Below are 25,162 nucleotides of genomic sequence, written 5' to 3' on the forward strand. Positions count from 1 at the left end.
GAATAGTTTTTAATTGCGGATCTCATCTTGGATGAGATCCGTTTTTTATTTGGAGTGATCTTATGGAATTAGTCGCACTCGACAAAGTTTTAGAATACAAAAACGAAAAAGCACTTAAGCTGTATCGTCAGAATCGCGCCACCAATCATCTTTCGGCAGAGGCCGCATTTCAAGAGATGTTGAAGTATCTGTGGCTGACGCAAAAACATGCGAACGATTTGAAGACGGTTGCTAACCCGGATGAACTGCCTAAACATTGTGTCATGCTGTTTTCCATGCGCGAAATCGATGAAATGTGGCATGAGTTTATTCTTGTGACGAAGGACTACACAGAGTTCTGTCAGAAGTATTTCGGCAAATATCTGCATCACATGCCTGACGTGAATGAAAACCTTGTCGGCTGGCGTGAAAATGACATTGCCGAGGTTGAAAAACTTTTGCCTTATGTTTACGACAACCTCGGCGAAGAGACTTTGAAAATCTGGTTTAAACAATATCTTGAATAAACTTACTGGAACTTAAGCGATTTTCTTTGCGAGCGCTTGAGTTGATGTCAGTGCCGCGTTTGCTTGTTTACTTGCTTCGACTGCCCAGTTTTTACTGAGCATCGCAGCGAGTTCTGCTTTTTTCGCCAACTGAACAACTTTATTACTCAGCGCTTTCATTTTCTGTGTGGCTTTGCTTGGTGAAGCGCTTCCATTTTTTGAAGCTGCATGTTTCATAAGCAACATAATCTCTGCAGCTGACTCTGAACTAATCATCGTGTTTGAGGTTTGATCCCGAACTACCATAACGACCTCCCGTTCATGCTTTCATTTTCCGCCTGAAATGTGGAGTCGGCATGGAACGAAATGCGAGGGTCGCCCGCCATGACCTAACTGCCTGAAAACAGGTGTAAAAATTCCGGTCCCTTTTTGAGAGGTGAATCCCTCTGGAACGTCTCGTATGTGAGTCTTTGACTAAGAGCGCTAAAAACAGTGAAATTTAGCGACAATCCCCCCTGTTATCGCTTAGATAGGGGCCTGTTCTAATTACTATTTTGGAGACAACGACATGTCTAAAAAGACCACTGGAAAAACTGCGCCGAAATCCGCAGCGAAAACCAAAACAGCGGCGAAAGCAAAAGCAGCTGTGAAGTCTTCCAAGAAAACTGCGACGAAGAAATTCGACTTCGGCGGTCTTTCTGAAGATTTGTTGCTAAGAATGCATGACCTGATGGTGAAATCACGTGTGCTTGAAGAGCGCGTGATCAAAATCTATAAAGCAGGCGAAGGTTATTTCTGGATCGGTGGACCGGGCGAGGAAGCTTTCGGTGTTCCACTCGGACTTCTAGTTCGTAAAGGTCAAGGCCTTGAATACGACTGGATGCACTTGCACTATCGTTGTACTCCGACAATGGTTGCTCTTGGTATGCCAATGATTGAAGCGACACGCTTGATGATGAATCGTGCGACAGATCCTTCAACAGGTGGCCGTAACTTCGCAGGTCACTATTGCTTCCCTCAGTGGAACGTAGCGCCTGTGACTTCTCCTATCGAAGTTCAATATCCATTGGCATGCGGAACTGCTCACGCGCAAAAACGTGCGGGTCATAAATCAATCTCTATCGTAACGGGTGGTGATGCGGGAACTGCTGAAGGCGATTTCGCAACATGCTTGGTATGGGCGTCTCGTAAAGGTCAAGAGTTGCCAGTGTTGATCACTGTGCAAAACAATGGCTACGGTATTTCGACTCCGTACGATGGTCAGCACGGTGAAACGCAAATCGCGGATCGCGCGAAAGCTTTCAACATTCGTTCACGCGTGATCAACGGTAACGATCCTGTCGAGTCTTATTTGGCAATCAAAGAAGAAATGGAATACATCCGCAAAACGGGTAAGCCATCTTTCATCGAAGTGAAAGTTTCGCGATTGTATGGTCACTCTTCTGCTGACGGTGCGAATCGTAAAGTAGAATTGTTCGATCCAGTGATGGAATTCGAAAAGAAACTTTTGGCAGCAGGCATTTTGACTGAAGCTGAAGTGAAAAAAGTTTGGGAGATCTACGAAGAAGAAGGCGTGAAAGCGCAAGAACAAGCTCGTGGTGAACCAAGCCCTACTGCAGAGTCAGTGTGGGATCATGTTTATGTAAATAATGAAAATGCTGATTGGAGGAAGTTCTAATGGCAAGTGTAGCTCAGGCCATCAGAATGGCTCTTCACTACGGTGAAAAGCATTTGGGCGTTAAAGATGTTTTTGGTCAAGACGTAGGTGCTCCACTAGGTGGCGTATTTACGGCGACTCAAGGTTTGAAAACGGCATGGAATACTCCGCTTGATGAACGCGGTATCATCAGTATGGCAATGGGTATTGCGATGACTGGCGACCGTTGTGTGGCAGAGATCCAATTTGGCGATTATATTTTCAATACGATCGATCTTTTGAAGATCGCTGGTAACACATTGTGGGTAACAAACGGCCAAGTGGAACTTCCAATGGTTGTGATGACTCCGGTAGGTGCTGGTATTTTCGGTTCGATCTATCACTCGCATTCATTCGATGCGTGGGCGTCTCGTCTTCCAGGTTGGAAGATCGTTATGCCATCAAACCCGCTTGATGCTTATGGTTTGATGTTGTCTGCGATTAAAGATCCAAATCCAGTTCTTTATTTGAAATCAAAAGCGTTGATGCGCCATAAGGGTGAAGATTTGATCCCTGGTGAGCCAGCTGATGAAAAAGAATTGAAAGCAATGATCGACAAACCAGTACAGAATTCTGCTGGTTGGAAACCTCGTTGGCCAGATCTTGAAGAATACATCGTGCCAATCGGTAAAGGTAAAATCACTCACGCCGGTGAACACATCACGATCGTTACTTACAGCCGCATGGTGCACTTGTGTGACGATGTTGCGAAGAAATTGGCGCAAGAAGGTATCTCTGTTGAAGTGATCGATTTGCGTTCTATCTATCCGTATGACTGGGACATGATTAAGTCTTCTGTTGAAAAAACAGGTCGTGTGTTGTTCGTGAATGAAGATACTGAAGTCACAAACTTCGGCGAGCACTTGGCTTACCGTGTGACTCAAGAATGCTTCTATCACTTGATGGCACGTCCTCGTGTGCTTGCAGGTAAAAATCTTCCAGGTATCGGTTTGAATCCGAACCTAGAGAAAAACTCTGTACCACAATTGTCAGACATTGAACTTGCAGTTCGCGAAATCGTGGCGGAAGTACCTTAATGGCTAAAGCAGAAGCTCACAGAAAAAAAGTTCGTCGTCGTGTAAATAAAAAGAGCAGCAAAGTTCTTTTTGATAAGTATGAACTGTATCGTAAAGCGGTACAGTCTGCTGAAAACGACGTTCAGTTCATTCAGAACACGTTCAAAGAGTTGAAGGGTAAAAACCCACGTACTTTTGCTGAAGACTTCTGCGGCACATTTGCTTTGTCGACAGAGTGGATTAAGCTTAACCCGCGTTATGAAGCTGTCGGTGTGGATCTTGATCCGGAACCAATGGCGTACGGTAAAACAAATTACCTGACGAAATTGAAACCAGAACAACAACGTCGTATGCGTTTGATCGAGGGCAATGTTCTTGATCCGAATCTGCCAAAAGCAGATATCGTTGCGGCGATGAACTTTTCATACTTCTGTTTCAAACAACGCGAATTGATCAAACGTTACTTCTCAAACGCTTTTAAGCGTTTGAACAAAGATGGCATCTTCTTGGTCGACCTTTTCGGTGGCAGCCAATGTTACGATGCGATTGAAGATACAATTAAGCACGAAAACTTCACGTACTACTGGGATCAAACGAACTTTGACCCGGTAACAAATGAAGCTCTTTTCCATATTCATTTCCGTGTAGGTGGTAAAAAGATTGAACAGGTCTTCACTTATGACTGGAGATTGTGGTCGATTCCAGAACTTCGCGAGATCATGGCGGAAGTGGGTTTCAAAAAGACGCACGTGTATTGGGAAGGAACTGCAAAAGACGGATCGGGTGACGGTAACTTTACTCGTGTCGATCACGGGGAGTCTTGCCAAAGCTGGATTGCTTACATCGTGGGTGAAAAATAGTTGTAACAAGTTTAAAAATAAAAAAGCCCACTGATGAAGTGGGCTTGTTCTTTTTTAGATTATTGGATTTTTAGTTGATGCCGCCGCGGCCATCACCCATCGGTGGAGGAGGAAGTTTTCCGCCGCCTTTGCCGCCAAACGGTCCTTTGCTTTTTGGTTGTGGCACACCCACGCTACCATTCGGATTTGGATCGTTACAAACGCTGTCTTCAACGTCACATTGTGCAGCCATTGTTTGGCAAAGCTCTTGATTTTGCGTTTTGTATTCAGGAGATTGCAAACGACGTTGCACTTCTTCTAAACACTGACGAAGACCATTGTCTTTATCGCCAGCAGCGATGATCTCTTCACGGTTTTGTTTTTTCTCGCCCGAGATATCGTAGTCATTCAAAGCGTCGTCTAACTTCTTTTTGAAAACTTCGCGTTTGTAAACAGTTGTGGCGTCGTTCAGGTTTGCATCGTCGAAGAATGTTTTAGCACCATCGATCGCGCCGTGATCTGAAGTTTCAAAGAACAAGAATTTAGATTGTTTGAAACCGAAGAACTTTGAAACGTCGTTCAAATCATCTTCTTTCAATGCGCGCTTCGCAGCTTGTGTGACGTATTTTGATTCAGCGGCCGTCAAATCGCGATAGTTTTTACCGCCCGTGACTTTCTTAGCGTCTTTGCTGATGTAGTTCACGCAGAAGCCGTAAGCTTGGATCTGATGAATCACGACTTTTTTCATGTTGTCCATTTCGATCGAGCCATAGCCGCCCGTCGACATGTGACGTTTACCATCCGGAGAAGATTCGATATTTTTGAAATTGCGTGCGCCCACTGCTAACAACGAAATCCATTTTTCAGATGGCACGATGTTAGGGCGACCGTGATCAGAATAATACTTCTGCACACCACAAGAGATACATTGCAAGCCCATGCCCACTAAATGAGTTTGGTTTCTGCACAAGAAATCATCCCACTCTTCATCAGTTCCACCTTCATCTGAATTAGACGCGTATTGAGGAGCTGCGAATGCGGAAGTTCCGAAAACTACCAATAATGTCAAAAGGGCATATCTTAATGTTTTCATGCCCTTTTTATCGGCTAGAAATCAGATTTCTTAAATAGAGGCGATAACGTGAGCTGGACTTCCGTCAGTTTAGGTTCTGGGAATTCAGGACCACGGTGAATTACGCACAAGACGTGGTCTACTTTGGCGCCAATAGAGCGTAAATCCGCTGTAGAAAGAACAACTTGGCCACCCGTTGTAACAACGTCTTCGATAATACAAACCTTCTTACCGGCGATTTCAAGGCCTTCCGCGAACTTGCACGTGCCATAGTCTTTGGCTTTTTTACGAACGAAAACGCAGGGAATACCAGTTTCAAGTGATAAAGCCGTCGCTACCGGGATGCCGCCCATTTCTAGTCCAGCTAAAACTTCTGTTCCAGCAGGGATCATCGGCGCCATGTGCTTTGCGATTTCACGAAGAAGTTCAGGCTGTGCCTCAAAACGATACTTATCGAAGTACTCTGTCGATGTTTGGCCCGAGCGCAATTTGAATTGGCCGGTCAAGTGAGCGATGTCGTAGATTTTTTTAGCGAGTTCTTGGCGAGTCATGAAGTGGCTCCTTCCGATAGCACTTCGTGCATTCTAGAAGTTACTTCAGACTCTCTTCAAGCCAGTTTTTAAAAGAATCGTTGATTGCTGCGACTGGTAGTTGCATCACGCACGGAATAGAGTAGGGATGGAGCTCTTGCACACGTTTTTCAATTAGTTTGTGCGCGTCAGATCTTTCAAGAGTTTTTAGGATGAGTATATACTCAGAGCTTGTCTCTATTTTTCCTTCCCACCAGTACATCGATTTCATACCGGGAATAATATTCGAACAAGCGATCAACTTTTCTTCGAGCAATGTGCGCGAAATTTTTTCTGCGACCGCTTGATCTGGACAAGGAATATAAAACAAGATCATTGCAAACTACCTGCGTAGCTTTTGTTTGCGCACTTGCCATTGTTCAAGGGCAAACTTACGCATGTCTTCAACACTATCAAGTTCATCGACGATCTCGACACCTAGAAGAGTTTCGACCGCGTCTTCAAGACTGACAAGGCCCGCAACGATTCCGTATTCATCAACGGCTAAAGCGATGTGTTCTTTTTCTTTGATGAAGAAATCAAGAACCTGGGACACCGTCATTCGCTCTGGGATACTTGAAATCGGAGTTACAAGGTCGCCGATTTTTTTCTCGTGCTGATCGTTTGAAAGCGCTTCATGGATTTTATAACGATACGTCATGCCGACGATGTTATCTAAGCTGCCGGCATAAACCGGAATACGCGAAAAACGTAACGGGCGATATTTCGTGAACACTTCTTCCGTCGTTAATTCTTTATCTAATGCAAAGAACACTGAACGGGGAGTCATGATATCAGAGACATAGATCTTATCTAGCATCAGCAAGTTTTTGATGATGTTAGATTCTTTGTTCTTCAGAGTTCCCTCTTCCGCACCCAGCTCTGCCGTCATCAGGATTTCTTCGCGGCTGACTTCAGGATCTTCTTCGGATTTCGAGAAAAAACGGCCCAGCCACTCAGACACAATCACCAATGGATAAAGAATGATGATCATGAATTGAATCGTGTAGGCAGAAACAGGAATCAACGCTTTCCAGTGGGATGCACCGATTGATTTCGGAATGATCTCTGCCACGAAAAGAATGGCAAAGGTCAAAAGGAACGACGCGATTGTGACGTATTTGTCGCCGAAGTTCACTTGCACTTGGTAAGCAATCGCTGCCGAACCTAAAGTGTGTGAAAGCGTGTTCAAAGTCAGAATCGCCGAAATAGGGCGATCGATATTTTCTTTAAGATGTTCAAGAAGCTTAGCACTGCGGCGGTTTTCTTTAACCAAAACAGCAATATAAGCAGAAGTTGAAGTCAGCAAAACTGCTTCAAGCATCGAACAGATGAAAGAAATCGAAATAGTCGAAATGCAGAGAAGTACGAGCACCGTCATAGATGTAAATTGGATTTTCTCAAAGATGAGGAGAAGTTATTCGTTGGCCAAAGCCTGTGGTAGTCCATTAACGAAAGTGTATCACGGGCGCAGAGAGGGCTGTCTATAGCGCACCTCGCCACAGTCTAGGGGCGGACTTTAAAATCATCCTGGTGATCTTTATCACAGGCCTTTGACCTTGTCTTGATTCGGGCCTTAGACTTTTGTCTATAACAAAGGAGCTTTCATGAAGAAAGGTATGGGGGCATTGGCCCTGCTAATGGTTTTAGTTGGTAGCAATGCGTTTGCAGCAGTGAAAACTGAAAACGTTGAATACAAGGAAGGTAAGACGGAACTTGAAGGTTTCATGGCTTATGATGACAGCGTGAAAACTCCGCGCCCGGCTGTATTGATCGTGCATCAATGGATGGGTTTGACTGATTACGAAAAATCGCGTGCTCGTGAGCTTGCAGAAAAAGGCTATGTTGCATTCGCAGTCGACATCTATGGTAAAGGCATCAGGCCAAGTAATCCCGCAAACGCAGGGCAGTTGTCTGGACAATACAAAGAGAATCGCAAACTTTATCGCGCTCGCGAAATGGCTGCTTACAATCTGATTAAAAAAGACAAACGCGTTGATGCAAAACACATCGTGGTGATGGGTTACTGCTTTGGTGGCATGGGTGCGCTTGAGTTAGGTCGTAACGGTGCCGCACTTGCGGGGATCGCGACTTTCCATGGTGCTTTGTCGAACCCAAATCCGGCTGATGCGAAAAACATCAAAGCGCCGGTGTTGGTGATGCACGGTGCACTTGATCCTTACGTGAACAAAGAAGAAGTCGAAGGCTTCGTGAAAGAAATGAACGATGCTAAAGCCGATTACCAGTTCATCGCATACGCAGGAGCTGTGCACTCGTTCACGGAAAAAGACGCAGGCAATGATATTTCCAAAGGTGCTGCTTACAATGAAAAAGCAGATCATCGTTCGTGGGCGGCGTTCACTCAGTTTTTGAATGAAGTCGCGCCAATTACTAAGTGACCTTTTAAACAAGACTCAAAATTTGTAGGCTCAGGCAGTGATGCTTGGGCCTTTTTTATTTTCAATTGTTAAGCTTTTCATTCGGGACGCCATTCACAATGGTGAAGTTTTGTAGAGAAAGTTCTCACTCTTTGAAATCTTCCTACATTCCTGTCGTGTAAGTAGAGAAGAGCGCGCGGACTGTGGTATCAAGGGCCCTTCGACATAAGGAGTCCCCATGAAATTTATGATCTTTGCAGCGATGTTGGCTTTTGCTTTATCTTCATTGAGCCCATCTGCTTACGCAAAAAAGAAATCCGAACCAGCCCCTAAAGAAGACACTCGCGGTAATGGAGAGGAAAAAGATCCTCGCGAAGAAACGTACGAAGGCAACGATCGCAACAGCGGTGGTTCATTCGACGGTGGTGGCTACACAGGCGGTGGCTTTGATGGTGGCGGATACGGAGGCAGCGAAGGCGGCGGTATGATGAGCGAAATCTTCTATGTGAAACAAGACCCGACAACAGGCGGCAACGTGACTGTTGAAGAGCGCGGCAATGTTTTGGTTTACACAGAAGTTTCACACGAAGACATGAACGCTTCAGAAACATGCACGACAATCACACGCACAACTGTTGATAAGAAAACAGGTAAAGTGTTGGCGACGGATTCAACTCAGTACTGCAACAACTGGCCGTTGTAATTTCCGAATTCAAATTCAGAAATAAAAAAGCCCGGATCAAACCGGGCTTTTTTATTTCAAAGATTATTTTAAATTAGGCATCGGCTTTAGGATGCTCATCGTGACGGCGCTGTTGGCGTTCTTCGACGAAATCCATAATCAACAGAGCAACGGCATTTTCAAGCGCACCAGCTTTGTGTTCAGAACGTTGCGGTTCAGGTTTCGTTTGAAAGCCAAGGGCCTTCATCCAAGTCTCACGACGAAGCGAATAGGCAAGTACGCAAGCCGATACAACAGTCAGCGCAAGATACACTCCCATGCCGCCAGTAAAATGAAACTCTTCATTCTTATCAAGCTGTCCCGCAATCGAAGCAATAAACAAAGACAATCCCACGCAACTAAGCGCAAGCGATCCAACCGTCGAAACCAGAATCGAAGTAATAGCACGAACATGCAAAGCCACTTGCTGAGTAATAGCAGCCGTAGGCTCTTTAACGAAAGTGTTAGCATGACCTAATAGAAACGATAACAGAGGCAAAAGAAGTTTCATCATAGATTAGTCATCCTTCCTACGATAAAGAAGACGCCCAATCATAAACCCACAAAGCACAGCAACCCCAACAGCCATCCAAGGATTCTCTTTCACAGACTTCTCAAGAGAATTCTTAACGTCTTTGATTTGCTCTTTATGCTCATCAGAAATCTTATCAGTCAAAGGCGAAGCAACACCTTTTAACTCCTCAAGAATCTGCTTCTTAATCTCAGCAATAAGTTGTTCTCTATCCATGATGTGTTTCTCCAAAAAACACATCGGCACAACACACGAATAAATTAACTCAACCTAGACAAAAGCCTGCCGCAACTCTCAACCAAAAGTAAGTCCGTACCTTTCCGACCACCACACTGGCTGAGCAGAAAAAGTAATTCAGTCACAGACTCTAGAGCAAATAAAACACCGGGATTTTATTTTGCCGTTTCATTCTGAATGAAAATATCGAAGGCAAAATTTGGATAAGGCTAGACATTCGCTGTTGCGGAGAAGGCCTTCGTCGGCGCCACGATGGCGCGAACCGAAGCGAAGCTTCGGCGACGATTGAGCCCGGATGGCGTGCCTTCGCAGTAACAGTGAAGGGCTAGCCTTACCCAAATCCTCGCATTACGAAATTCTTTTTAACCAGAAGAGAAAAAGGCAAAAAAAAGCCCGATGTTTCCATCGGGCTTTTTGAAGTCTTTCTTAGGAAAGAATTACTTTTGCTCAGCTGCGCGCTTTGCTTGGTATTTCTTCGCAAGTTCTTCTTGGATGTTACGAGGTACTGGAGCGTACTTCGCGAATTCCATAGAGAACTCACCTTTACCTTTAGTAGCAGAGCGAAGGTCAGTTGAGTAACCGAACATCTCTGTCAAAGGAACTTCAGCTTCGATAACGCAGTTACCGTCGAATGCAGTAGTACCAACGATAGAACCACGGCGTTGGTTGATTTGACCAACCGCTGCACCTTGATATTCGTCTGGAACTACAGTCTCAAGCTTCATGATCGGCTCAAGAACAGTTGGTTTCGCAGCAGAGTAAACTTCACGAAGAGCTGCCATCGCAGCAATCTTGAAGGCCATGTAAGAAGAGTCGACGTCATGGTATGCGCCGTCTTCAAGAACAACTTCAACGCCAACGATCGGGAAGCCGATCAATGGACCTTTAACAGTTTGCTCTTTGAAACCTTCTTCAACAGCTGGGATAAATTCTTTAGGGATACGACCACCGACAACCTTGTTGTCGAATTTGAAGACTGCGCCGTCTTCTTGTGGTGGAAGAGGTTGGATTTTACCAACGATCTTCGCGTATTGACCCGAACCACCCGTTTGTTTTTTGTGAGTGTAATCGTACGGAGCTTCTTGAGAAATAGTCTCGCGGTAAGCAACCTGAGGTTGACCAACGATAACTTCACAATTGAACTCACGCTTCATACGCTCAACGTAGATTTCCAAGTGCAACTCACCCATACCAGAGATGATAGTCTCATTTGATTCCTCGTCACGGTGTACGCGGAAAGTAGGGTCTTCCTTACGGAATTTTTGCAACGCTTTAGAGAAGTTATTCGCTGCAGTTTTGTCTTTTGGAGCAACTGCAAGAGAGATAACCGCGTCTGGAACGTGCATTGATTGCATAGATGCATTGATGCGATCGTCACAGAAAGTGTCACCAGAAGCACAATCGATACCGAATACCGCTACGATGTCACCAGCGTATGAAGTTTCGATATCTTCCATTTTGTCAGAGTGCATACGAACCAAACGAGGAATCTTAACAGATTTCTTGTTCACTTGGTTGATGATGAAATCACCTTTCGTCATCTTACCTTGGTATACACGCATGTAAGTCAACTGACCGAATGGAGTTTCTTGAAGTTTGAACGCCAATGAAACAAGAGGTTTGTCGTTGTCCGGGAACAACTCAATTTTCTCTTCGTTATTGTTCAAATCAAGAGCGAACTCTTTTTTCTCAGCAGGAGTTGGCAAGTAATAAGTTACGCCATCCAACAAGTGCTGAACGTTTTTATTTTTGAAAGCAGAACCGCAGAATACTGGGCAAAGTTTCAAGCTGATAACACCTTTACGGATAGCAGCTTTGATCTCTTCCAATGTTGGTTCTTCTTCCATCAAGAATTTTTCGCCGATAGCATCGTCGATATCCGCAAGAGCACCGATCAATTTGTGACGGTATTCTTTAGCTTGATCAACTAGATCAGCTGGGATTTCGATTTCAGTGATTTTCTCACCATCTGGGCCTTCATTGATGAAAGCTTTCATTTGTACTAGGTCAACGATACCACGGTGTTGGTCTTCCAAACCGATTGGGATGTTTACCATAACTGCGTTCAAACGTAGTTTCTCAACCAAAGCGTCTTTTACGCGGAACGGATTGGCACCTTGACGGTCCAATTTGTTCACGAATGCCAAACGAGGAACGTTGTAACGTTTCATTTGACGGTCAACTGTGATGGATTGAGATTGAACACCAGCAACACCGCAAAGAACTAGGATCGCACCGTCAAGAACGCGAAGAGAACGTTCAACTTCAACTGTGAAGTCCACGTGCCCCGGTGTATCGATCAAGTTAATTGTGTAATCCTTCCACTGAACCTGAGTCGCAGCAGATTGGATTGTGATACCTTTTTCTCTCTCTAGATCCATGGAGTCCATTGTAGCGCCGACGCCGTCTTTACCACGAACTTCGTGGATAGCGTGGATCTTACCTCCATAGAACAGAATACGCTCAGAAAGTGTGGTTTTTCCCGAGTCGATGTGAGCCGAGATACCGATATTTCTGACCATATCAATATTCCATTTTTTGGACATAACTTACCCTTCGTTATCTGTAGTGATTTCTTTGCGCTTCGGCTTTTTCGCCGAAGGATTTTAGCCACTTGTTTAAAAGTTACTTTTATGAAAGTACTCGAAGTACCATCAATTACATATAGATGCAAAAAAAGAATAGACCAGACTTGCGACGCATAGCGCCGTCCGAGTGGAGAGACGTATCTCTCCGATCTGGCTTAACGTAAACTTGGTGGCATGTTGGACCTCCACGAACTCCTAAAAAAGAACTTCGATTATAGCTCCTTTCGGGGCGAGCAAGAAGAGATTTTGCGCAAGGTTTGGGCAAATGAAAATCTCCTCGCATTAATGCCGACCGGAATGGGCAAAAGCCTGTGTTTTCAGTTCCCAGCTAAAATCCGAGACGGGCTTGTGATCGTAATTTCGCCTCTAATCGCACTAATGCAAGATCAGGTTCTGAAAGCCAAAGATCTTGGGATCCCGGCGACGTGCCTGAACTCAACTTTAACGCGCGATGAGCGTGAGCAGCGTCAAGCGCGCCTGGCTGCCGGCGATTACAAACTGCTGTACGTGACGCCCGAGCGTTTTCGCAAGCCTGAATTCTTAAAAGCCATCGAGGGGCGTAAGATCCAACTTTTGGCGGTCGATGAGGCGCACTGTATTTCGCAGTGGGGCCATGACTTCAGACCGGACTATTCGCGTGTCGGGGAGTTCCGCGAGCTTTTGGGAAACCCGCCAACGTTGGCATTGACCGCAACGGCGACTCCGGAAGTTCAAAAAGATATTTTAGCGAAATTGCATATTCCCGAAGCACAAATTATTTCGGCGGGAATTGAGCGCCCGAATCTTTCTTTGAACGTGCATGACATGTACGGCATTGATGAAAAAATTCGTGCGATGGTGGCACTTCGTCATCAACATGGCGGAACGGCGATCATTTACGTGTCGTTGATTGGAACTTTAAAGAAAATTTCTTCGTCGCTGAATCGTCTGGGCGTGCAGCACTTGGTCTATCACGGCGATTTGTCGCCTCAAGATCGTAAACGCAATCAGAAAGCTTTTATTAGTGGTGAAAATCCTTTGATGATTGCGACACCGGCATTCGGTTTGGGCATTGATAAAAACAATGTGCGCTTGCTGATTCACGCTGAAGTTCCAAGTGCGCTGGAATCTTATTTTCAAGAGGTCGGACGCGCAGGACGTGACGGCCAGGAATCTTCTTGTCACTTGTTGTACGATCAAGACGACGTTAGCATTCAAATGGAGTTTTTGAAGTGGTCTCATCCTGAGCCCGAGTTCATTCGTAAAGTGTATCAACTTATCGATGAAAATCGCTTGCGCGTAAATCAAGAAAAATTTGATTTCTTGCGCGAACAAATGAATTTCAAAAACCGTCGCGACTTCCGCGTTGAAGCTGCGGTGAGTATTTTAGAACGTTGGGGTTGTTTGGAAAAATCAGATGATCCATTCCCATTCCAATGTGTTCACGAACCTACTGATGAACAGTTTGCCGCAGAAAACGGACCCCAGATTTTGCGTGCACAAAATTCCAAACTGCTTGAGATGGTTCGTTGGGCGACGCAAGATAAAGAGTGTCGCATGAATTACATCTATCACTACTTTGGGCATAAGCATGAGACCCCATGTGGTAAATGTGATTGGTGTCGAAGTCAGGTTTAATATTTAAGAAGTTACAACACAGAGGAGACAAAATGAAAAAAGGACTTTTGATTTTTGCATTAACCCTTCAAGCGATCGTCGCAAAAGCGGCCGATACAATTCCGTTCACTTTTCAGAATGAAGAGTTGACGAAAATCATCGAAACTTACTCGAAGGCTTCGGGTCAGAAATTCGTGCTTGATCCCGGCGTTCGCGGCAAGGCTACGATTTTGATGCCCGAGAAAATTTCCGTTGAAGAGGCTTTTAATCAATTGTCCTCTGCATTAGCGGTGAATGGTTTTGCGATTTCTAAGCAGGGCGACACGATGGTTATTATGACAGCCCGTAATGTGCAAAGAAACTTGTTAGAAGTCACAACAGAAGTGCCAGCGTTGAAGCCAGAACGTATGGTATCTTGGATCGTTACGTTGAAAAACGTTCCGGTGGACGTTGTGAATCGTGACTTGCGTATTCTTCCTTCACGCGATGGCGAAATGAATGTTTTCATGCCGAAAAATCAGATCATCATCAACGACTGGAGTTCGAACGTAAATCGCGTGGCAATGCTTTTGGCAGAACTTGATAAACCAAACTCTCCGGAAGTGCAGAAGCTAGTTGATGCGACTAAAAAACGTAACGACGAAAGACGTGCGCAAAAAGCGAAAGAAGACAAAGCGAAAAAATAATTTTATTCCGGGAGGTTCGTAAGTGAAAGCATCCGTGATTCTGGTTCTAGCTTTTATTTCATCCATGAGTTTTGCAGCCGGGAAGTTGCCGCTTGAAAAACTCAAACTGCCTCCTGGATTTGCTGAAATTCCCAATGCGCGTTCGTTGACTCAATCACCAGATGGCCGAATCTTTGTTGGAACGCGCTCTGGTGATAAGGTCTACATGATTGAAAATGGCAAAGCATCGGTCTTTGCTGAAGGCCTCAAAGTTCCCAATGGTGTCGCCTACAAAGACGGAAAACTATATGTGGGCGAGATTCCAAGAATTCTTGAATTCAACGTTCCTGCTAAAGTTACAGGACCTCAAAAGCCCGCGCGCATTTTGCCGCAAACTTTTCCAAGCGATGGTCATCATGGCTGGAAATTTATTCGCTTTGGTCCTGACGGTATGTTGTACGTACCGGTCGGTGCTAACTGCAATATTTGCGAAACGGGAACTGAATATGGTCGCTTGTATCGCATCGACGTGAACGGCACTTCGAAAGAAGAAGTGGCGCAAGGTATTCGGAACACGGTCGGCTTTGATTGGGACCCATCAACAAAAGATTTGTGGTTTACCGATAACGGTCGTGATCTTCTAGGTGATGACGTGCCACCCGATGAACTTAATCACTTAACTAAAAAAGATGAACACTTTGGTTATCCTTATTGCCACGGTAAGAGTTTGAAGGATCCAGAGTTTGGCAAAAAAGATTGTGCGCAGTTTACTCCGCCGGTTGTGGAGTTGCGGGCTCATGTTGCCGCATTAGGAATGAGGTTTTACACGGGTTCGATGTTCCCAGCGGAATATCGTAACAGCATTATCTTGGCTGAACACGGATCGTGGAATCGCAGCAAACCTCAAGGCTATCGTTTGACCTTCGTGCAGTTGAAAAATGGTCAGCCGGTGAAGACCGAGGGCTTCATTGAAGGTTGGTTGCAAAATGATAAAGCCTGGGGCCGTCCTGTCGATGTGGAAGTGATGAAAGATGGTTCACTGCTTGTCTCGGATGATGAAGCGGGTGTAGTTTATAGAGTCACTTATAAAGGGAAATAATTCGTGAAGCTTCATTCCTCTGTCGATTTTCCAGATCCACGCGATACCATGGCCGAAGGTGTTTTGGCCGTGGGCGGGAAGCTTGATATCGGCACGTTGTATGCGGCGTATTCGAAAGGAATTTTCCCCTGGCCACAAGCGGGTTTTCCGATGTTGTGGTTTTCGCCAGAACGTCGTGGCATTTTGGATTTCGCGGATTTTCATGTTCCTGAAAGTCTGCGTCGCTTCCGTCGCAAAAATCCACAAATAGAAATCACATTCAATCGCGATTTTGTGCAAGTCATTGAAGAGTGCGCAAAACAACCTCGCCCTGGGCAAGAGGGCACGTGGATTTTGCCGATGATGAAACGTGCGTACCAGGATTTCTTTAAAGCGGGATTTTGTATTTCGTGTGAAGTGCGCGAAAACAATATCTTGATCGGTGGTATTTACGGCGTGATCGTGCAGGGTGTTTTCAGCGGTGAAAGTATGTTCTACAAAAAACCAAATGCTTCAAAGTTAGCTTTGTGGGCCTTGGTCGAACATCTTTCCAACTTAGGCCACGATTGGATCGACGTGCAGATGGTAACACCTGTCGTGGGCGCAATGGGTGGCAAGTATGTCGAGCGCGAAGAGTTCCTTGAAATGCTTGAAGAGCGCCATCGCCAAGTGGAACTCGAAGCGGCCCAACGCTAGATTGCATTTTTGGCTGTATGCCCATCTTCGTAAAGTGTCAGTTTTCTGACATTCCTCCCTCGACAAATTGCATTTAAAGCCGCACATCTCTTGCACTCTAAAAGCTCGAATGAGCACACGCCATATTATTCTCATTTTGAGACATTTCAGTTTCATCGTCATTTTCCTGACGATGGGCGCTTGCTCGTTCAAAAGAAATCCCGAGAAACCGGCTGCAGATGTTGTGGTTGTGGAGAAGTCTGACAAGCTGACTCAGGATTCTGAAAGCATGCTTCAGAAAATGAGCGAAGATGAGTTCATCGCTTTGCTAGATGATAAAACCACGGATTACATTCAAGGGATTAAGAATGTTAAGAATGAAACTTTGATCGACGTAACGGTTCGTTTACGCAAACGTAAAGTTTTGGGTTATATCCTTGGCAGAGGCATGAGCCCATTCTTATTCACGTCTGAAACGAACAATCTTTTATTGAACGATGAGTCGGTGAGAGAGCAGCTTCAAAGCTTCCAGCGTCCAATCATCAATCATACTGCTGAGGAGCTGGGTAAACTTTTACAGACCTCAATGTTGGATGAACGGCTCACGTCTTTGAATTTCAATCGAAACGCTTGTTATGCCCTTTTACAATTGGTTGTAAGGCTTCGCTATGAAATGTCGGTATCCGAGCTTATTCCAGGGGATTTATACGATAAGCCAGTGGCGAGCGGTTACGATTCAGCGCAGGCGTTTCGTGCAATTTTGCAAGCGAAGACATGTAAAGGTTTGAGCGACACTTTGCCATCATCAGAGATATCGAGTTGGGCAGCTGATGAACTCGTTTATCAACGATTCATTAAATTTAAATCTTCAGATTTCCTTGAATACTTGTTCTCATTAGGAGAAGTTGAGAACCTCGTATTAACTGGATATGAAAACGGTGGAAAGCTACGAATTGATCCATTGTTGATTTTAAGTTATTCAGGCAATCCGGATGAAGAAGTTAGTGATGAGCGCGCAAAGCAGCTTGAACAAGAATATCAGCGCTGGATTAACATCATTGATAAACACAGATCTAAAGACCCTTATTTCTACAATTTGAACCAAGGCTCAATAAAAGCAGACGAACGCGTTCAAGCTATTTTTGATAAGGAAATGGAATATTATATTAAAGCCGATCAAGGTGATCCGGAGGCCAATTGAAAGCACTAGGCCTGTCACTACTAATTTTATTCGCTATGATTGGTTCGGCATGTTCACTGTCTAAAAACGGTGAAGACAAAAATAGTCATGCGACATCTGAAAATCAGGTTCGTGAAGAGTCTTTGGTTGGCAAAGATCAAACATCGCAGAGTGCTCAAAGAATTCAGAAATACGAAGAGCAATTAATTGAAAATGTCGTTAAGGCAAAAATTAAGGAAATCCGTGTGAACGTGGAAGGTCCTTCATTATTGGAAGCTCCAAGCAAAGAATATAAAGAGTTTGATGAGAAGATCGCAAGCGTATTTCAGTCTTTGAAAATGGGTGATTTGAATTCTGCCGCTGACGAGTCTAAAAAATTAGGGCTTTCGTGCGCAGATTTGGAAGCTTCGCTTTTGCACCAATATGTACTGAAGGGCGTTGTTAACTTTAATGACGTTTCCAAACTAATTCGTGATATTTCGTGTGAAAATTCAGCGTCAGCAAACCAGATGCAAGTGATTTATAATTTGGAAGTCCGCAGACAATTTTTTGAGAAATTTAAAGACCCGTCTGTATTGAAGTACGCTTTAAATCAGACAAATTTTAAAAAACTTAAGTCGCCGTTGTTCGCGGTTGGTGACACGGGTGTTTCTTTAAGTCTGCCGGTTTTGTATCGCATATGGGATGCATGCAGTATGGGGATTCGTTCCGATGAGCAATATCCAGCGATACTATGCAGCTATTATGAAGATAATTCTGAAGGCGAAAAAGCCTTTAAAAAGGAATTGGGAATAGAAGATTTTTCTACTGAGATTCGCATCATCAAAGACAACCGACTTATTTATTCCTCAACGTGGTTTCGTGTGACTCGAGCTTTTTCCTATAATTTTGCAGAACTCTTATTTGAATACATGAGTATGCAAAAGAAGTTCGAAGGTGACGATGCAGATCTCGGTGAACTCGCGTTGTCGAATCAACGCTTCGAGAATATGCAGTAGGTATCTGAGGGATTGTTGAAGATAAGTTACGGCCGTCAATATGTTAAACAGTGACTCGCAGTTTGTGCCGTTTCTTGAAAAATTAGACGTGAGATCAAAATAAAAGCGCTCCGAAATGGTACGGGATTAGCAAAAGGGTTATCGAGAGGTGAAATATGTTGCTTAGAAAAACCTTCCTATCTTTGATCGCGGCATCGGCGATGGCATCGGCTGCACACGCAGACGTAACACCTGAGCAGTATGCTCAGTCATTCAGTAAAGTTAAAAATACTTACACTGAAAGACTGGAAAAGATTAAAACTGCCAAGAACGCGAATCAATGGGACGAAAGTTTCCATGAAATGGAAGCGTTTATGTCTAATCCAGGTGAAAGCGACACTGATGGTATTGCACTTTGTGCTCAACTTAGAACGGTTGATTCATATGAGTTGGAATACTTGGGAAGTATCATTGAATCTCCTCGTACGGTGAAGTCGTTGAAGTCTTGCCGTGCGGAACTTTTGACGAAACTTACTTTCATCGCGAAATTCCGTAAGGAAAAGCATAATGTGGTTTCTGATGAACAGCTCGCAAAAATCCCGGCTTTTGGGACAGAGCTTCGAATGATCGATAATAGCAGAGACCGTTATAGCTTCGAGGGCCTTAACGAAAAAGAGATCATGATCACTTTCGACGACGGTCCTAAAAAAGGAACGACGGAAGACATCTTGAAAATTTTGGCAAAAGCTCAAATTAAAGCCGCGTTTTTTAATATCGGTATGAATTCACGCGTGAACAAGCCTCTAGTTAAAAGTGTTCTAGATGCTGGGCACATTTTGGGTTCACACACGTATTCTCACTCTATTTCAATGGCATACAAAGTTAAGTGCGGAAGAATTTCTTACGAACAATTCCTGGCTGAGTTGATCTCTGGTCACGTTGCGGTTCATGATGCGCAAAACTACATTGATCCTTATTTCCGTTTCCCGAATGGTGACGCTGACTCTGACATGCGTAAGAACGTTAAAGAACTTGGTTTGAAAGACTTCCGTTGGAATGCAGATAGCCATGACTGGCAATTCGCAAGTGGTTCAGGTGGCGAGTCTCGTTCTCAAAGAATCCTTAAAACTTTTGTAGCAGAGCTTAGAGGTGAAGAGGTTCGTGATAACAACGGAAAGATTCTTTTTGAAGCAAAACCAAAAGGTTTGAGAAACAGAGGTATCGTGCTATTCCACGATATTCACGCTCAAACAGTTGAAGCTTTGCCACTTATCTTGAATTGGTTGAAAGAGAACAACTATAAGATCGTTCTTTTGACTCCGCCAAACTACAGACACGAAGAAAGTCCAATGGTCGATCAAGCTCATTCTTTCATGAATTCGCATAATGTTGCGATTGAAGACATGATGCCACCGTTGGATGGTTCTAAAAACGTACTGTATGTGCCAACATTCCAGGCTGGTGTAGACTTCCACGAGATGTTCCCACAACTTTCAAGACCTCAACTGGTTCCAAATCCAGCTTCTTGCAGAAAATAGAGCTAAAGCGGGACGCGTCTGAATAGTCCCGTTGAAAAAGAAAGCATGATGCAGTACTGTGCATCATGCTTTTAATTAATACCCATAAGCTTGAAAAAGCTTTCGCAGGAAAAGTTCTTTTTAAAAATGTCAGCCTTGGTATCGAAGAAGGCGATCGTGTGGGACTTGTGGGTCCTAACGGTGCAGGCAAATCTACTCTTCTTAAAATTTTAGCGGGTCGTATGAAAGCCGATTCCGGTGACGTCACTGGGAAGAAGGGCTTGCGCATTGGGTTCTTAGAGCAAACTCCGCTGTTCAAACCTGGTCATTCTATTCTGGATGCGATCTTAGACGAACATGACTACAACGAAGTCATCGGTCCCGCTTACGAGTGGATCGCAAAACTTGATTTAGCACAATTCGGTGATTCATTCTTAGTTGAAGATCTTTCGGGCGGTTGGAAAAAGCGTGTGGCCCTTGCACGTGAATTGGTGCTTGGTCCAGAACTATTGCTTCTGGATGAGCCAACCAATCACTTGGACGTCTCAAGCATCTTGTGGCTTGAAGAATTCCTGGCAAAAGGTAATTTCGCAACCTTGATGATCACCCATGATCGTTTGTTCTTACAGCGCGTGACGAATAAAATCTTCGACTTGGATCCAAAAAATCCAAACTACCTTTTCTCTATCGAAGGTGAATATTCTGACTATACCGAAGCCAAAGAATTGATGATGGCGGGACAAGAGGCCAAAGAGTTGACGATGAAGAACACTCTTCGTCGTGAGACCGAATGGCTTCGTCGCGGTGCTAAAGCTCGTCTGACAAAACAAAAAGCCCGTATCGATCGCGCATACACATTGAAAGATGATGTCAGTGAGCTTTCAGCAAAGAACGCCGCGCGCACTGTAAAAATTGAATTCAAAGATGCTGAACGCAATCCGCAAAAGTTGATGGAACTTAGTCACATCACGAAGGGTTATGACGGTCGCACTTTATTTAAAGACTTTTCGTACTTGGTTTCGCCAAAAACTCGTATGGCCCTTCTGGGCGATAACGGTTCCGGTAAATCAACACTGATCAGAATTCTTTTAGGCCAAGAACAACCTGATTCGGGAGTTGTGAAACAAGCCGACGGTTTGAAAGTCGCGTACTTTGAACAAAATCGCGAGACATTGAATCCAAAGTTGTCGGTTTTAAAAAACATCTGCCCAGACGGTGACTACGTTCACTATCAAGGCACTTATGTATTCGGTAGAAGTTATCTTGAAAGATTTCAATTCAATCGCCAACAAATGGATTTGCCAGTTGAAAAACTGTCGGGTGGTGAACAAGCGCGCTTGCGTATTGCTCAATTGATGTTGAACGAAGCGCAAGTCCTGGTGCTGGATGAGCCGACGAATGATTTGGACGTGGCAACACTTGCGGTTCTTGAAGAATCATTGAAAGAATTCAATGGTGCCGTGATCCTAGTAACCCATGACCGTTATTTCATGGATCAAGTCGCGAAAGAAATTATCGCTCTTCATAAAAACCCAGATGGCAACACGACGATGGAAAAATTCGCGGGTTACTTACAGTGGGAAGAATGGTTTGAAGATCAAAAAGAACTAGAAGCGCAGAAGAAGGAAGAAGTGAAGCAGCAGGAAAAAGCCGCTGCGGCAGGGAAGCCTAAAAAACTAAGCTTCAAAGAAAAGTTCGAACTTGAAAACATGGAAGCCACAATTCAAGAACTCGAAGCGAAGCTTGAGGCGGCCCAGGCAGAGTCTATTAAGCCCGAGGTTGTGAGCAATGCAGGAAGAGTGACAGAACTCTATTCTGAAATTGCGAAGCTCCAGGCGGAAGTTGACAGGCTTTACACGCGTTGGTCGGAACTAGAAAACAAGACATAAAAAAAGAGCTCGGGACGACCGAGCTCTTTTTATTTTTGCTTATTTAAATTTAAAAACTATTTCGTCACGCCAGCACATTGCGCTGGAAGAACTTTGCCTTTTTTGAAGAAGATGTTTCCTTCAAGGCCTTTGTTCGTCGATGTGAATGTTCCAGCGAAGTCACCGTTAGAATAGTAACCGTTGAACGTTGATACGTAACCGTTGTTTGTGATTTTCGGTTTACCAACGATGTTCAAAGTCGCAGGAGTCAAATCAGGACGGTAAGTCGCTGATAAGCTTGTATCCAAGCCACCCAATTTGTCGTAGTTGCGGTGGAACATACCAGCCAAACGCGGCAATGTCGTTGTTGGATCTGATCCAGCATCTTCATACATCGAGATCGTCATCGTCACAGTATACGCTTCAGTCGCACTGCCATCCGCAGCTGGAGTCACGCAACCTACATAATTGCCAGCAAGATCAGCGTACTGTTTGCGAAGAAGGTCATTGTATTCTTCTTGTGCGCCATTGTCTGGGTTCGCGCTTTCGTCGGCAGACAACGCTAAATCGATAGTGCCGATTTTACGAGTTGAAGAGAAAACTTGACCAATAATACGGCCGTTCATAACACGCGCTTTGATTGTGTTCACTTCATCAATGTTGTCTGAAGCTTTTGTGTTCACAAGTTTCAAATCGCCAGTCTCTGGAATGTAAGAGATCGAGAAATCCACAAGCGGTTTGCCCGCTGGATTTTTCTTCGAGTAAGACGCAGACAATTTATAACGAATGCGATCTGTACCATCTGGGTTTGTGCCGTCTTTATAAGCCAAAGTGAAAAGGTTGATAGCAATTGTATCAACACCGCTTGCGCGTTTCAAAGAGCCTAGGTAGTAGCCAACGATCGGTTGGAAGTTGCCTTCCACTTGTTTGTTGTCTTCTTCCACTTGGCGAGCTTGTGAAGTCGAACCAGATTTATCTTTGTCGTAAGCGCAGGCACCAAGGCCAAGCATAACAACAGCAAGGATAAAGCGTTTCATAATTTTTCCCCTTCTATTAACGTGCCTCTGGTGCTTGCGCATCAGGGATCAATTCGTCGCGAGCTGCAGCCCATTCATTCAAAGCAATGTGGTAGTTACCCACGGCTTGAATGTAAGCAACTTCTGCAGCCACGAAATTGTTCATGGCAGTGATCAAAATTGAAATATCAGTACGGCCTTGAGCATAAGAACGGTTCAATTCTTGAGCCGCCTTTTCGCGATAAGCCTTTTGTTTTTGCGCGCTCAATGCCACAGCATAAGTTTCTTGTACGCGGCGTTCAGATTGCGCTTGAAGATCGTTGGAAGACAAAGTTTGCAGACTCAAACGAGTCTCTTCCAAATCTTTGTTGATCTTTTTGTTGATGATGTCTTCGTTTTGCACGTCAGAACCGAAGTTATAACGGAAACGCAAACCAATGTAATATTTTGGCTTATCACCTGAAGTCAGTTGCGAATAAGAATCTTGCGAGTTTTCGCCCCAACCTGAAGTGTACGCTTGGCCCACTAAATTTAAAGTCGGATGACTTTTTGATTTAGAGGCCTCTAAGTTTTCTTTCGCGGCTTCAACTTTCAATTTTTGTGAACGGATCGCGCGAAGATCTTCAATGTTTTTTGCTGGCAATTTAGGAACTGCCGGCAACAACGTTGTTGTATCGAACTTCACGTCAGAGTTTGGATCCAAATTCAAAAGCGTGATCAGCGTCGTCAAGTTGTTCAAGTAATCTGTCGAAGCTGTTTTCACCGTTTGCTCGCGAGTTTCGTACTCGGCTTGCGCTTGTGGAAGGTCGCCTGGATTTGAATAACCCAATGACGTCTTACGTTTTACGGCATCAACTAATTTTTTATAACGATCACGAGACACGATCGCTTCTTTGAAGTTTTCTTGAGCCGCGAACGTCGTCCAGTATTGGCGAATCGCTTCAAGGACAACATCTTCAAGATCGTTCGCACGAAGAATTTCTTGTGCATCGTAAGTGTAGTTCGCAGCATTCACTGTCGCGCGATCTGCTTTACCGAAGAAGTTTTGCCACAATGATTGTTCAAGCAAGATGCCCGCACTGTCAGCTGTTTGATTGTCGGGTGCAGGTAAAGTGATTGCCGGGTCATAATCAGCATCTTGGGAAATACGATTCAATTGCACACCCAAGATCGTGCCTGTCGTAAACGGTTTGCTGAGTTGAATCGATGTTCTGTATTGTTGGTACTTGTTATCTAAGATGTTCGAGCCGCTACCAAGCAAACTTGGAACGCCCCCACCAGTACCGTTCGCGATACCGATGGATTTGTCATAGGAATAACCAGTCGTTGCATCAACAACCCAGTCGTAGGCAGAAAGTGTTGTTGCTACAGCCAAACGATACGTTTGGTACTGAAGATTGACTTCCTTCGTACGGTAACCTTGGCTCAGGGCAAGCTCTGCCACAAGCTTTTGATTCAATGTGATTTCTTTAGCTTTTGACGTCGCTGTAGGTTCTTGCGCCCACGCTGTCGTCAATGCTGTCGTACTAAGAAGAACTAGAAAACTCTTTACCATGTGACTTTAGTTCCTAACTCAAAGTTGTCTTTTTCCAGCGCGATTTCTTGGCTTTCATCGCGCATGTTGCGTTGTGAATATTCTGTAAAGATTGACCATTGTTTCGCAAATTGGAAATCCAAACCGAAGTTCAATGCACTGTAGCCAGTTTGTTTCGAAAAACGTGCGAATTCGTTTGAAGACGTTTGTGTGTAATTCACTGTGCCGTATTGAGGAACAAATGTTAGCGACAGCCACTGCAATTTTTCCCATTGAAGAGTCGCCATAGGGCCAACTGCCAACAGAGTTGTGTTCAAACGAGCGTCATCTACGTGATATCCGTTTTGGTAAGTCAAAGACGTGCCTTGAGAAGAAAAGGCCGCATTGCCGCGCAAACCCAGCTTCCAAGCAAGCGCTCCAGTTTTCATTTCTGGAGTTAGAAAACCTGCGACTAGACCCGGCATGAATGTGGAAGAATTGTTGCCAAGATTAAAGTCTCCCACAGATTCTGTGGACACTTTGCCGCGAGGCTGAAAATTTTCCGCAGTGAAGCCCGCGAAATACTTCCAAGTGCGGGTAATAACCTCTGGACGAGGGTCTTTAAGGCTTAACATACCGCTCGATACTTGCGCGTCTGAAGCAACCTTTTGAGTTTGGCTTTCAACTTTCATTTCTGTCGCAGCTTGTTCACGCAAGCTCAAAGAAGAAGTGGTCTGGGCAAAAGCACCGCAAGAGAGAGAAAAGATCACGTACACAAACAGCTTCATACTATCTCCATCGTATCGACTTGGGCCCAATTTCGAGACACTCAAAACGTGAGCTCTTGGGATTTTGCCCTAGCGAGGTATAATGGTTCGTCCACTAAAAACGGGAACACCAGTTATTCACAGCGGCGTCAGAAATAGTCGTAGGTATTTGCGCTG

25 protein-coding genes are annotated in these 25,162 nt (G+C 44.6%); 14 read left to right on the forward strand and 11 right to left on the reverse strand.

The annotated features are described in order from the left end of the window. Positions 1 to 62: 62 nt before the first annotated feature. Positions 63 to 506 (forward strand): hypothetical protein, encoded by a 444-nt coding sequence (locus DOE51_RS04570; protein ID WP_142695390.1) that lies wholly within the window; start codon positions 63 to 65, stop codon positions 504 to 506. A gap of 12 nt (positions 507 to 518) precedes the next feature. Here DOE51_RS04570 and DOE51_RS04575 read toward each other — a convergent pair whose 3' ends face one another. Then, positions 519 to 791: a hypothetical protein gene (locus DOE51_RS04575; protein ID WP_142695391.1), complete on the reverse strand. Its 273-nt coding sequence runs from the start codon at positions 789 to 791 to the stop codon at positions 519 to 521. A gap of 262 nt (positions 792 to 1,053) precedes the next feature. Between DOE51_RS04575 and DOE51_RS04580 the strand changes: the two genes are divergently transcribed. Genes DOE51_RS04580 through DOE51_RS04590 form a run of 3 tightly spaced genes read left to right on the forward strand, consistent with a single transcriptional unit; the run spans position 1,054 to position 4,057 of the window. After that, the gene (locus DOE51_RS04580) at positions 1,054 to 2,163 is read left to right on the forward strand and encodes a thiamine pyrophosphate-dependent dehydrogenase E1 component subunit alpha (RefSeq protein ID WP_142695392.1); all 1,110 of its coding nucleotides are present in this window, start codon (positions 1,054 to 1,056) and stop codon (positions 2,161 to 2,163) included. Continuing rightward, positions 2,163 to 3,218: an alpha-ketoacid dehydrogenase subunit beta gene (locus DOE51_RS04585; RefSeq protein WP_142695393.1), complete on the forward strand. Its 1,056-nt coding sequence runs from the start codon at positions 2,163 to 2,165 to the stop codon at positions 3,216 to 3,218. Before DOE51_RS04580 ends, DOE51_RS04585 begins: the two co-directional genes overlap by 1 nt. After that, the gene (locus tag DOE51_RS04590; RefSeq protein ID WP_142695394.1) at positions 3,218 to 4,057 is read left to right on the forward strand and encodes a class I SAM-dependent methyltransferase; all 840 of its coding nucleotides are present in this window, start codon (positions 3,218 to 3,220) and stop codon (positions 4,055 to 4,057) included. Before DOE51_RS04585 ends, DOE51_RS04590 begins: the two co-directional genes overlap by 1 nt. Positions 4,058 to 4,127: 70 nt before the next feature. Here DOE51_RS04590 and DOE51_RS04595 read toward each other — a convergent pair whose 3' ends face one another. The 4 genes from DOE51_RS04595 to DOE51_RS04610 are packed head-to-tail and all read right to left on the reverse strand — an operon-like array spanning position 4,128 to position 7,058. Further along, positions 4,128 to 5,129 carry a hypothetical protein gene (locus tag DOE51_RS04595; RefSeq protein WP_142695395.1) on the reverse strand — a complete coding sequence of 334 codons (1,002 nt, stop codon included), beginning with the start codon at positions 5,127 to 5,129 and terminating at the stop codon, positions 4,128 to 4,130. A gap of 14 nt (positions 5,130 to 5,143) precedes the next feature. Next, positions 5,144 to 5,659, reverse strand: a complete 516-nt coding sequence (gene pyrE, locus DOE51_RS04600) for an orotate phosphoribosyltransferase (protein WP_142695396.1) — start codon at positions 5,657 to 5,659, stop codon at positions 5,144 to 5,146. 40 nt (positions 5,660 to 5,699) lie between these two features. Next, complete coding sequence (gene cutA, locus DOE51_RS04605; protein WP_142695397.1) at positions 5,700 to 6,014, reverse strand: divalent-cation tolerance protein CutA; 315 nt, start codon at positions 6,012 to 6,014, stop codon at positions 5,700 to 5,702. A 6-nt stretch (positions 6,015 to 6,020) separates the two neighbouring features. Then, positions 6,021 to 7,058, reverse strand: a complete 1,038-nt coding sequence (locus DOE51_RS04610) for a CNNM domain-containing protein (RefSeq protein WP_142695398.1) — start codon at positions 7,056 to 7,058, stop codon at positions 6,021 to 6,023. Between the two features lie 226 nt (positions 7,059 to 7,284). Here DOE51_RS04610 and DOE51_RS04615 point away from each other — a divergent pair, with 226 nt between their 5' ends. Both DOE51_RS04615 and DOE51_RS04620 read left to right on the forward strand, forming a co-directional pair. Next, a complete protein-coding gene (locus DOE51_RS04615) occupies positions 7,285 to 8,076 on the forward strand; it encodes a dienelactone hydrolase family protein (protein ID WP_142695399.1) in 792 nt (263 codons plus the stop codon). 217 nt (positions 8,077 to 8,293) lie between these two features. Further along, entirely contained in the window at positions 8,294 to 8,758 is a 465-nt protein-coding gene (locus tag DOE51_RS04620; protein ID WP_142695400.1) for a hypothetical protein, read from the forward strand. Between the two features lie 73 nt (positions 8,759 to 8,831). Here the strand turns inward: DOE51_RS04620 and DOE51_RS04625 are convergent, their stop codons facing one another. The 3 genes from DOE51_RS04625 to fusA all read right to left on the reverse strand — a co-directional run bounded on the left by DOE51_RS04625 (position 8,832) and on the right by fusA (position 12,091). After that, positions 8,832 to 9,290: a hypothetical protein gene (locus tag DOE51_RS04625; RefSeq protein ID WP_246845364.1), complete on the reverse strand. Its 459-nt coding sequence runs from the start codon at positions 9,288 to 9,290 to the stop codon at positions 8,832 to 8,834. A 3-nt stretch (positions 9,291 to 9,293) separates the two neighbouring features. Beyond that, complete coding sequence (locus tag DOE51_RS04630) at positions 9,294 to 9,524, reverse strand: DUF883 family protein (protein WP_142695401.1); 231 nt, start codon at positions 9,522 to 9,524, stop codon at positions 9,294 to 9,296. Positions 9,525 to 9,982: 458 nt separating this feature from the next. After that, positions 9,983 to 12,091, reverse strand: coding sequence for an elongation factor G (gene fusA, locus DOE51_RS04635; protein ID WP_142695402.1), 2,109 nt, complete (start codon positions 12,089 to 12,091; stop codon positions 9,983 to 9,985). A gap of 216 nt (positions 12,092 to 12,307) precedes the next feature. Between fusA and DOE51_RS04640 the strand changes: the two genes are divergently transcribed. From DOE51_RS04640 to DOE51_RS04675, 8 genes are all read left to right on the forward strand, one after another. Next, complete coding sequence (locus tag DOE51_RS04640; RefSeq protein ID WP_142695403.1) at positions 12,308 to 13,750, forward strand: ATP-dependent DNA helicase RecQ; 1,443 nt, start codon at positions 12,308 to 12,310, stop codon at positions 13,748 to 13,750. 32 nt (positions 13,751 to 13,782) lie between these two features. After that, positions 13,783 to 14,415: a general secretion pathway protein GspD gene (locus DOE51_RS04645; protein ID WP_142695404.1), complete on the forward strand. Its 633-nt coding sequence runs from the start codon at positions 13,783 to 13,785 to the stop codon at positions 14,413 to 14,415. Positions 14,416 to 14,437: 22 nt separating this feature from the next. Further along, positions 14,438 to 15,493: a sorbosone dehydrogenase family protein gene (locus DOE51_RS04650; protein WP_246845366.1), complete on the forward strand. Its 1,056-nt coding sequence runs from the start codon at positions 14,438 to 14,440 to the stop codon at positions 15,491 to 15,493. A 3-nt stretch (positions 15,494 to 15,496) separates the two neighbouring features. After that, positions 15,497 to 16,168: a leucyl/phenylalanyl-tRNA--protein transferase gene (aat, locus tag DOE51_RS04655; RefSeq protein WP_246845368.1), complete on the forward strand. Its 672-nt coding sequence runs from the start codon at positions 15,497 to 15,499 to the stop codon at positions 16,166 to 16,168. 136 nt (positions 16,169 to 16,304) lie between these two features. After that, positions 16,305 to 17,348, forward strand: coding sequence for a hypothetical protein (locus DOE51_RS04660; RefSeq protein WP_142695405.1), 1,044 nt, complete (start codon positions 16,305 to 16,307; stop codon positions 17,346 to 17,348). Continuing rightward, positions 17,345 to 18,325, forward strand: coding sequence for a hypothetical protein (locus DOE51_RS04665; RefSeq protein WP_142695406.1), 981 nt, complete (start codon positions 17,345 to 17,347; stop codon positions 18,323 to 18,325). Before DOE51_RS04660 ends, DOE51_RS04665 begins: the two co-directional genes overlap by 4 nt. Positions 18,326 to 18,480: 155 nt before the next feature. Then, a complete protein-coding gene (locus DOE51_RS04670) occupies positions 18,481 to 19,842 on the forward strand; it encodes a polysaccharide deacetylase family protein (RefSeq protein ID WP_142695407.1) in 1,362 nt (453 codons plus the stop codon). A 65-nt stretch (positions 19,843 to 19,907) separates the two neighbouring features. Then, on the forward strand, positions 19,908 to 21,710 hold the full coding sequence (locus tag DOE51_RS04675; RefSeq protein WP_142695408.1) for an ABC-F family ATP-binding cassette domain-containing protein: 1,803 nt from the start codon (positions 19,908 to 19,910) through the stop codon (positions 21,708 to 21,710). A 56-nt stretch (positions 21,711 to 21,766) separates the two neighbouring features. Here the strand turns inward: DOE51_RS04675 and DOE51_RS04680 are convergent, their stop codons facing one another. Genes DOE51_RS04680 through DOE51_RS04690 form a run of 3 tightly spaced genes read right to left on the reverse strand, consistent with a single transcriptional unit; the run spans position 21,767 to position 25,006 of the window. Next, positions 21,767 to 22,726: a hypothetical protein gene (locus DOE51_RS04680; RefSeq protein ID WP_142695409.1), complete on the reverse strand. Its 960-nt coding sequence runs from the start codon at positions 22,724 to 22,726 to the stop codon at positions 21,767 to 21,769. A gap of 16 nt (positions 22,727 to 22,742) precedes the next feature. Then, complete coding sequence (locus tag DOE51_RS04685) at positions 22,743 to 24,260, reverse strand: TolC family protein (RefSeq protein ID WP_142695410.1); 1,518 nt, start codon at positions 24,258 to 24,260, stop codon at positions 22,743 to 22,745. Further along, positions 24,254 to 25,006, reverse strand: coding sequence for a hypothetical protein (locus DOE51_RS04690; RefSeq protein WP_246845370.1), 753 nt, complete (start codon positions 25,004 to 25,006; stop codon positions 24,254 to 24,256). Before DOE51_RS04690 ends, DOE51_RS04685 begins: the two co-directional genes overlap by 7 nt. Positions 25,007 to 25,162 lie beyond the last annotated feature (156 nt).

The organism is Bdellovibrio sp. NC01 (genome assembly GCF_006874625.1).
GTDB lineage: Bacteria > Bdellovibrionota > Bdellovibrionia > Bdellovibrionales > Bdellovibrionaceae > Bdellovibrio.

Coding starts and splice junctions, on each gene's coding strand:
- DOE51_RS04570 (WP_142695390.1), top strand. CDS start 63: ATGGAATTAGTCGCACTCGACAAAGTTTTAGAATACAAAAACGAAAAA.
- DOE51_RS04575 (WP_142695391.1), bottom strand. CDS start 791: ATGGTAGTTCGGGATCAAACCTCAAACACGATGATTAGTTCAGAGTCA.
- DOE51_RS04580 (WP_142695392.1), top strand. CDS start 1,054: ATGTCTAAAAAGACCACTGGAAAAACTGCGCCGAAATCCGCAGCGAAA.
- DOE51_RS04585 (WP_142695393.1), top strand. CDS start 2,163: ATGGCAAGTGTAGCTCAGGCCATCAGAATGGCTCTTCACTACGGTGAA.
- DOE51_RS04590 (WP_142695394.1), top strand. CDS start 3,218: ATGGCTAAAGCAGAAGCTCACAGAAAAAAAGTTCGTCGTCGTGTAAAT.
- DOE51_RS04595 (WP_142695395.1), bottom strand. CDS start 5,129: ATGAAAACATTAAGATATGCCCTTTTGACATTATTGGTAGTTTTCGGA.
- pyrE (WP_142695396.1), bottom strand. CDS start 5,659: ATGACTCGCCAAGAACTCGCTAAAAAAATCTACGACATCGCTCACTTG.
- cutA (WP_142695397.1), bottom strand. CDS start 6,014: ATGATCTTGTTTTATATTCCTTGTCCAGATCAAGCGGTCGCAGAAAAA.
- DOE51_RS04610 (WP_142695398.1), bottom strand. CDS start 7,058: ATGACGGTGCTCGTACTTCTCTGCATTTCGACTATTTCGATTTCTTTC.
- DOE51_RS04615 (WP_142695399.1), top strand. CDS start 7,285: ATGAAGAAAGGTATGGGGGCATTGGCCCTGCTAATGGTTTTAGTTGGT.
- DOE51_RS04620 (WP_142695400.1), top strand. CDS start 8,294: ATGAAATTTATGATCTTTGCAGCGATGTTGGCTTTTGCTTTATCTTCA.
- DOE51_RS04625 (WP_246845364.1), bottom strand. CDS start 9,290: ATGATGAAACTTCTTTTGCCTCTGTTATCGTTTCTATTAGGTCATGCT.
- DOE51_RS04630 (WP_142695401.1), bottom strand. CDS start 9,524: ATGGATAGAGAACAACTTATTGCTGAGATTAAGAAGCAGATTCTTGAG.
- fusA (WP_142695402.1), bottom strand. CDS start 12,091: ATGTCCAAAAAATGGAATATTGATATGGTCAGAAATATCGGTATCTCG.
- DOE51_RS04640 (WP_142695403.1), top strand. CDS start 12,308: ATGTTGGACCTCCACGAACTCCTAAAAAAGAACTTCGATTATAGCTCC.
- DOE51_RS04645 (WP_142695404.1), top strand. CDS start 13,783: ATGAAAAAAGGACTTTTGATTTTTGCATTAACCCTTCAAGCGATCGTC.
- DOE51_RS04670 (WP_142695407.1), top strand. CDS start 18,481: ATGTTGCTTAGAAAAACCTTCCTATCTTTGATCGCGGCATCGGCGATG.
- DOE51_RS04675 (WP_142695408.1), top strand. CDS start 19,908: ATGCTTTTAATTAATACCCATAAGCTTGAAAAAGCTTTCGCAGGAAAA.
- DOE51_RS04680 (WP_142695409.1), bottom strand. CDS start 22,726: ATGAAACGCTTTATCCTTGCTGTTGTTATGCTTGGCCTTGGTGCCTGC.
- DOE51_RS04685 (WP_142695410.1), bottom strand. CDS start 24,260: ATGGTAAAGAGTTTTCTAGTTCTTCTTAGTACGACAGCATTGACGACA.
- DOE51_RS04690 (WP_246845370.1), bottom strand. CDS start 25,006: ATGAAGCTGTTTGTGTACGTGATCTTTTCTCTCTCTTGCGGTGCTTTT.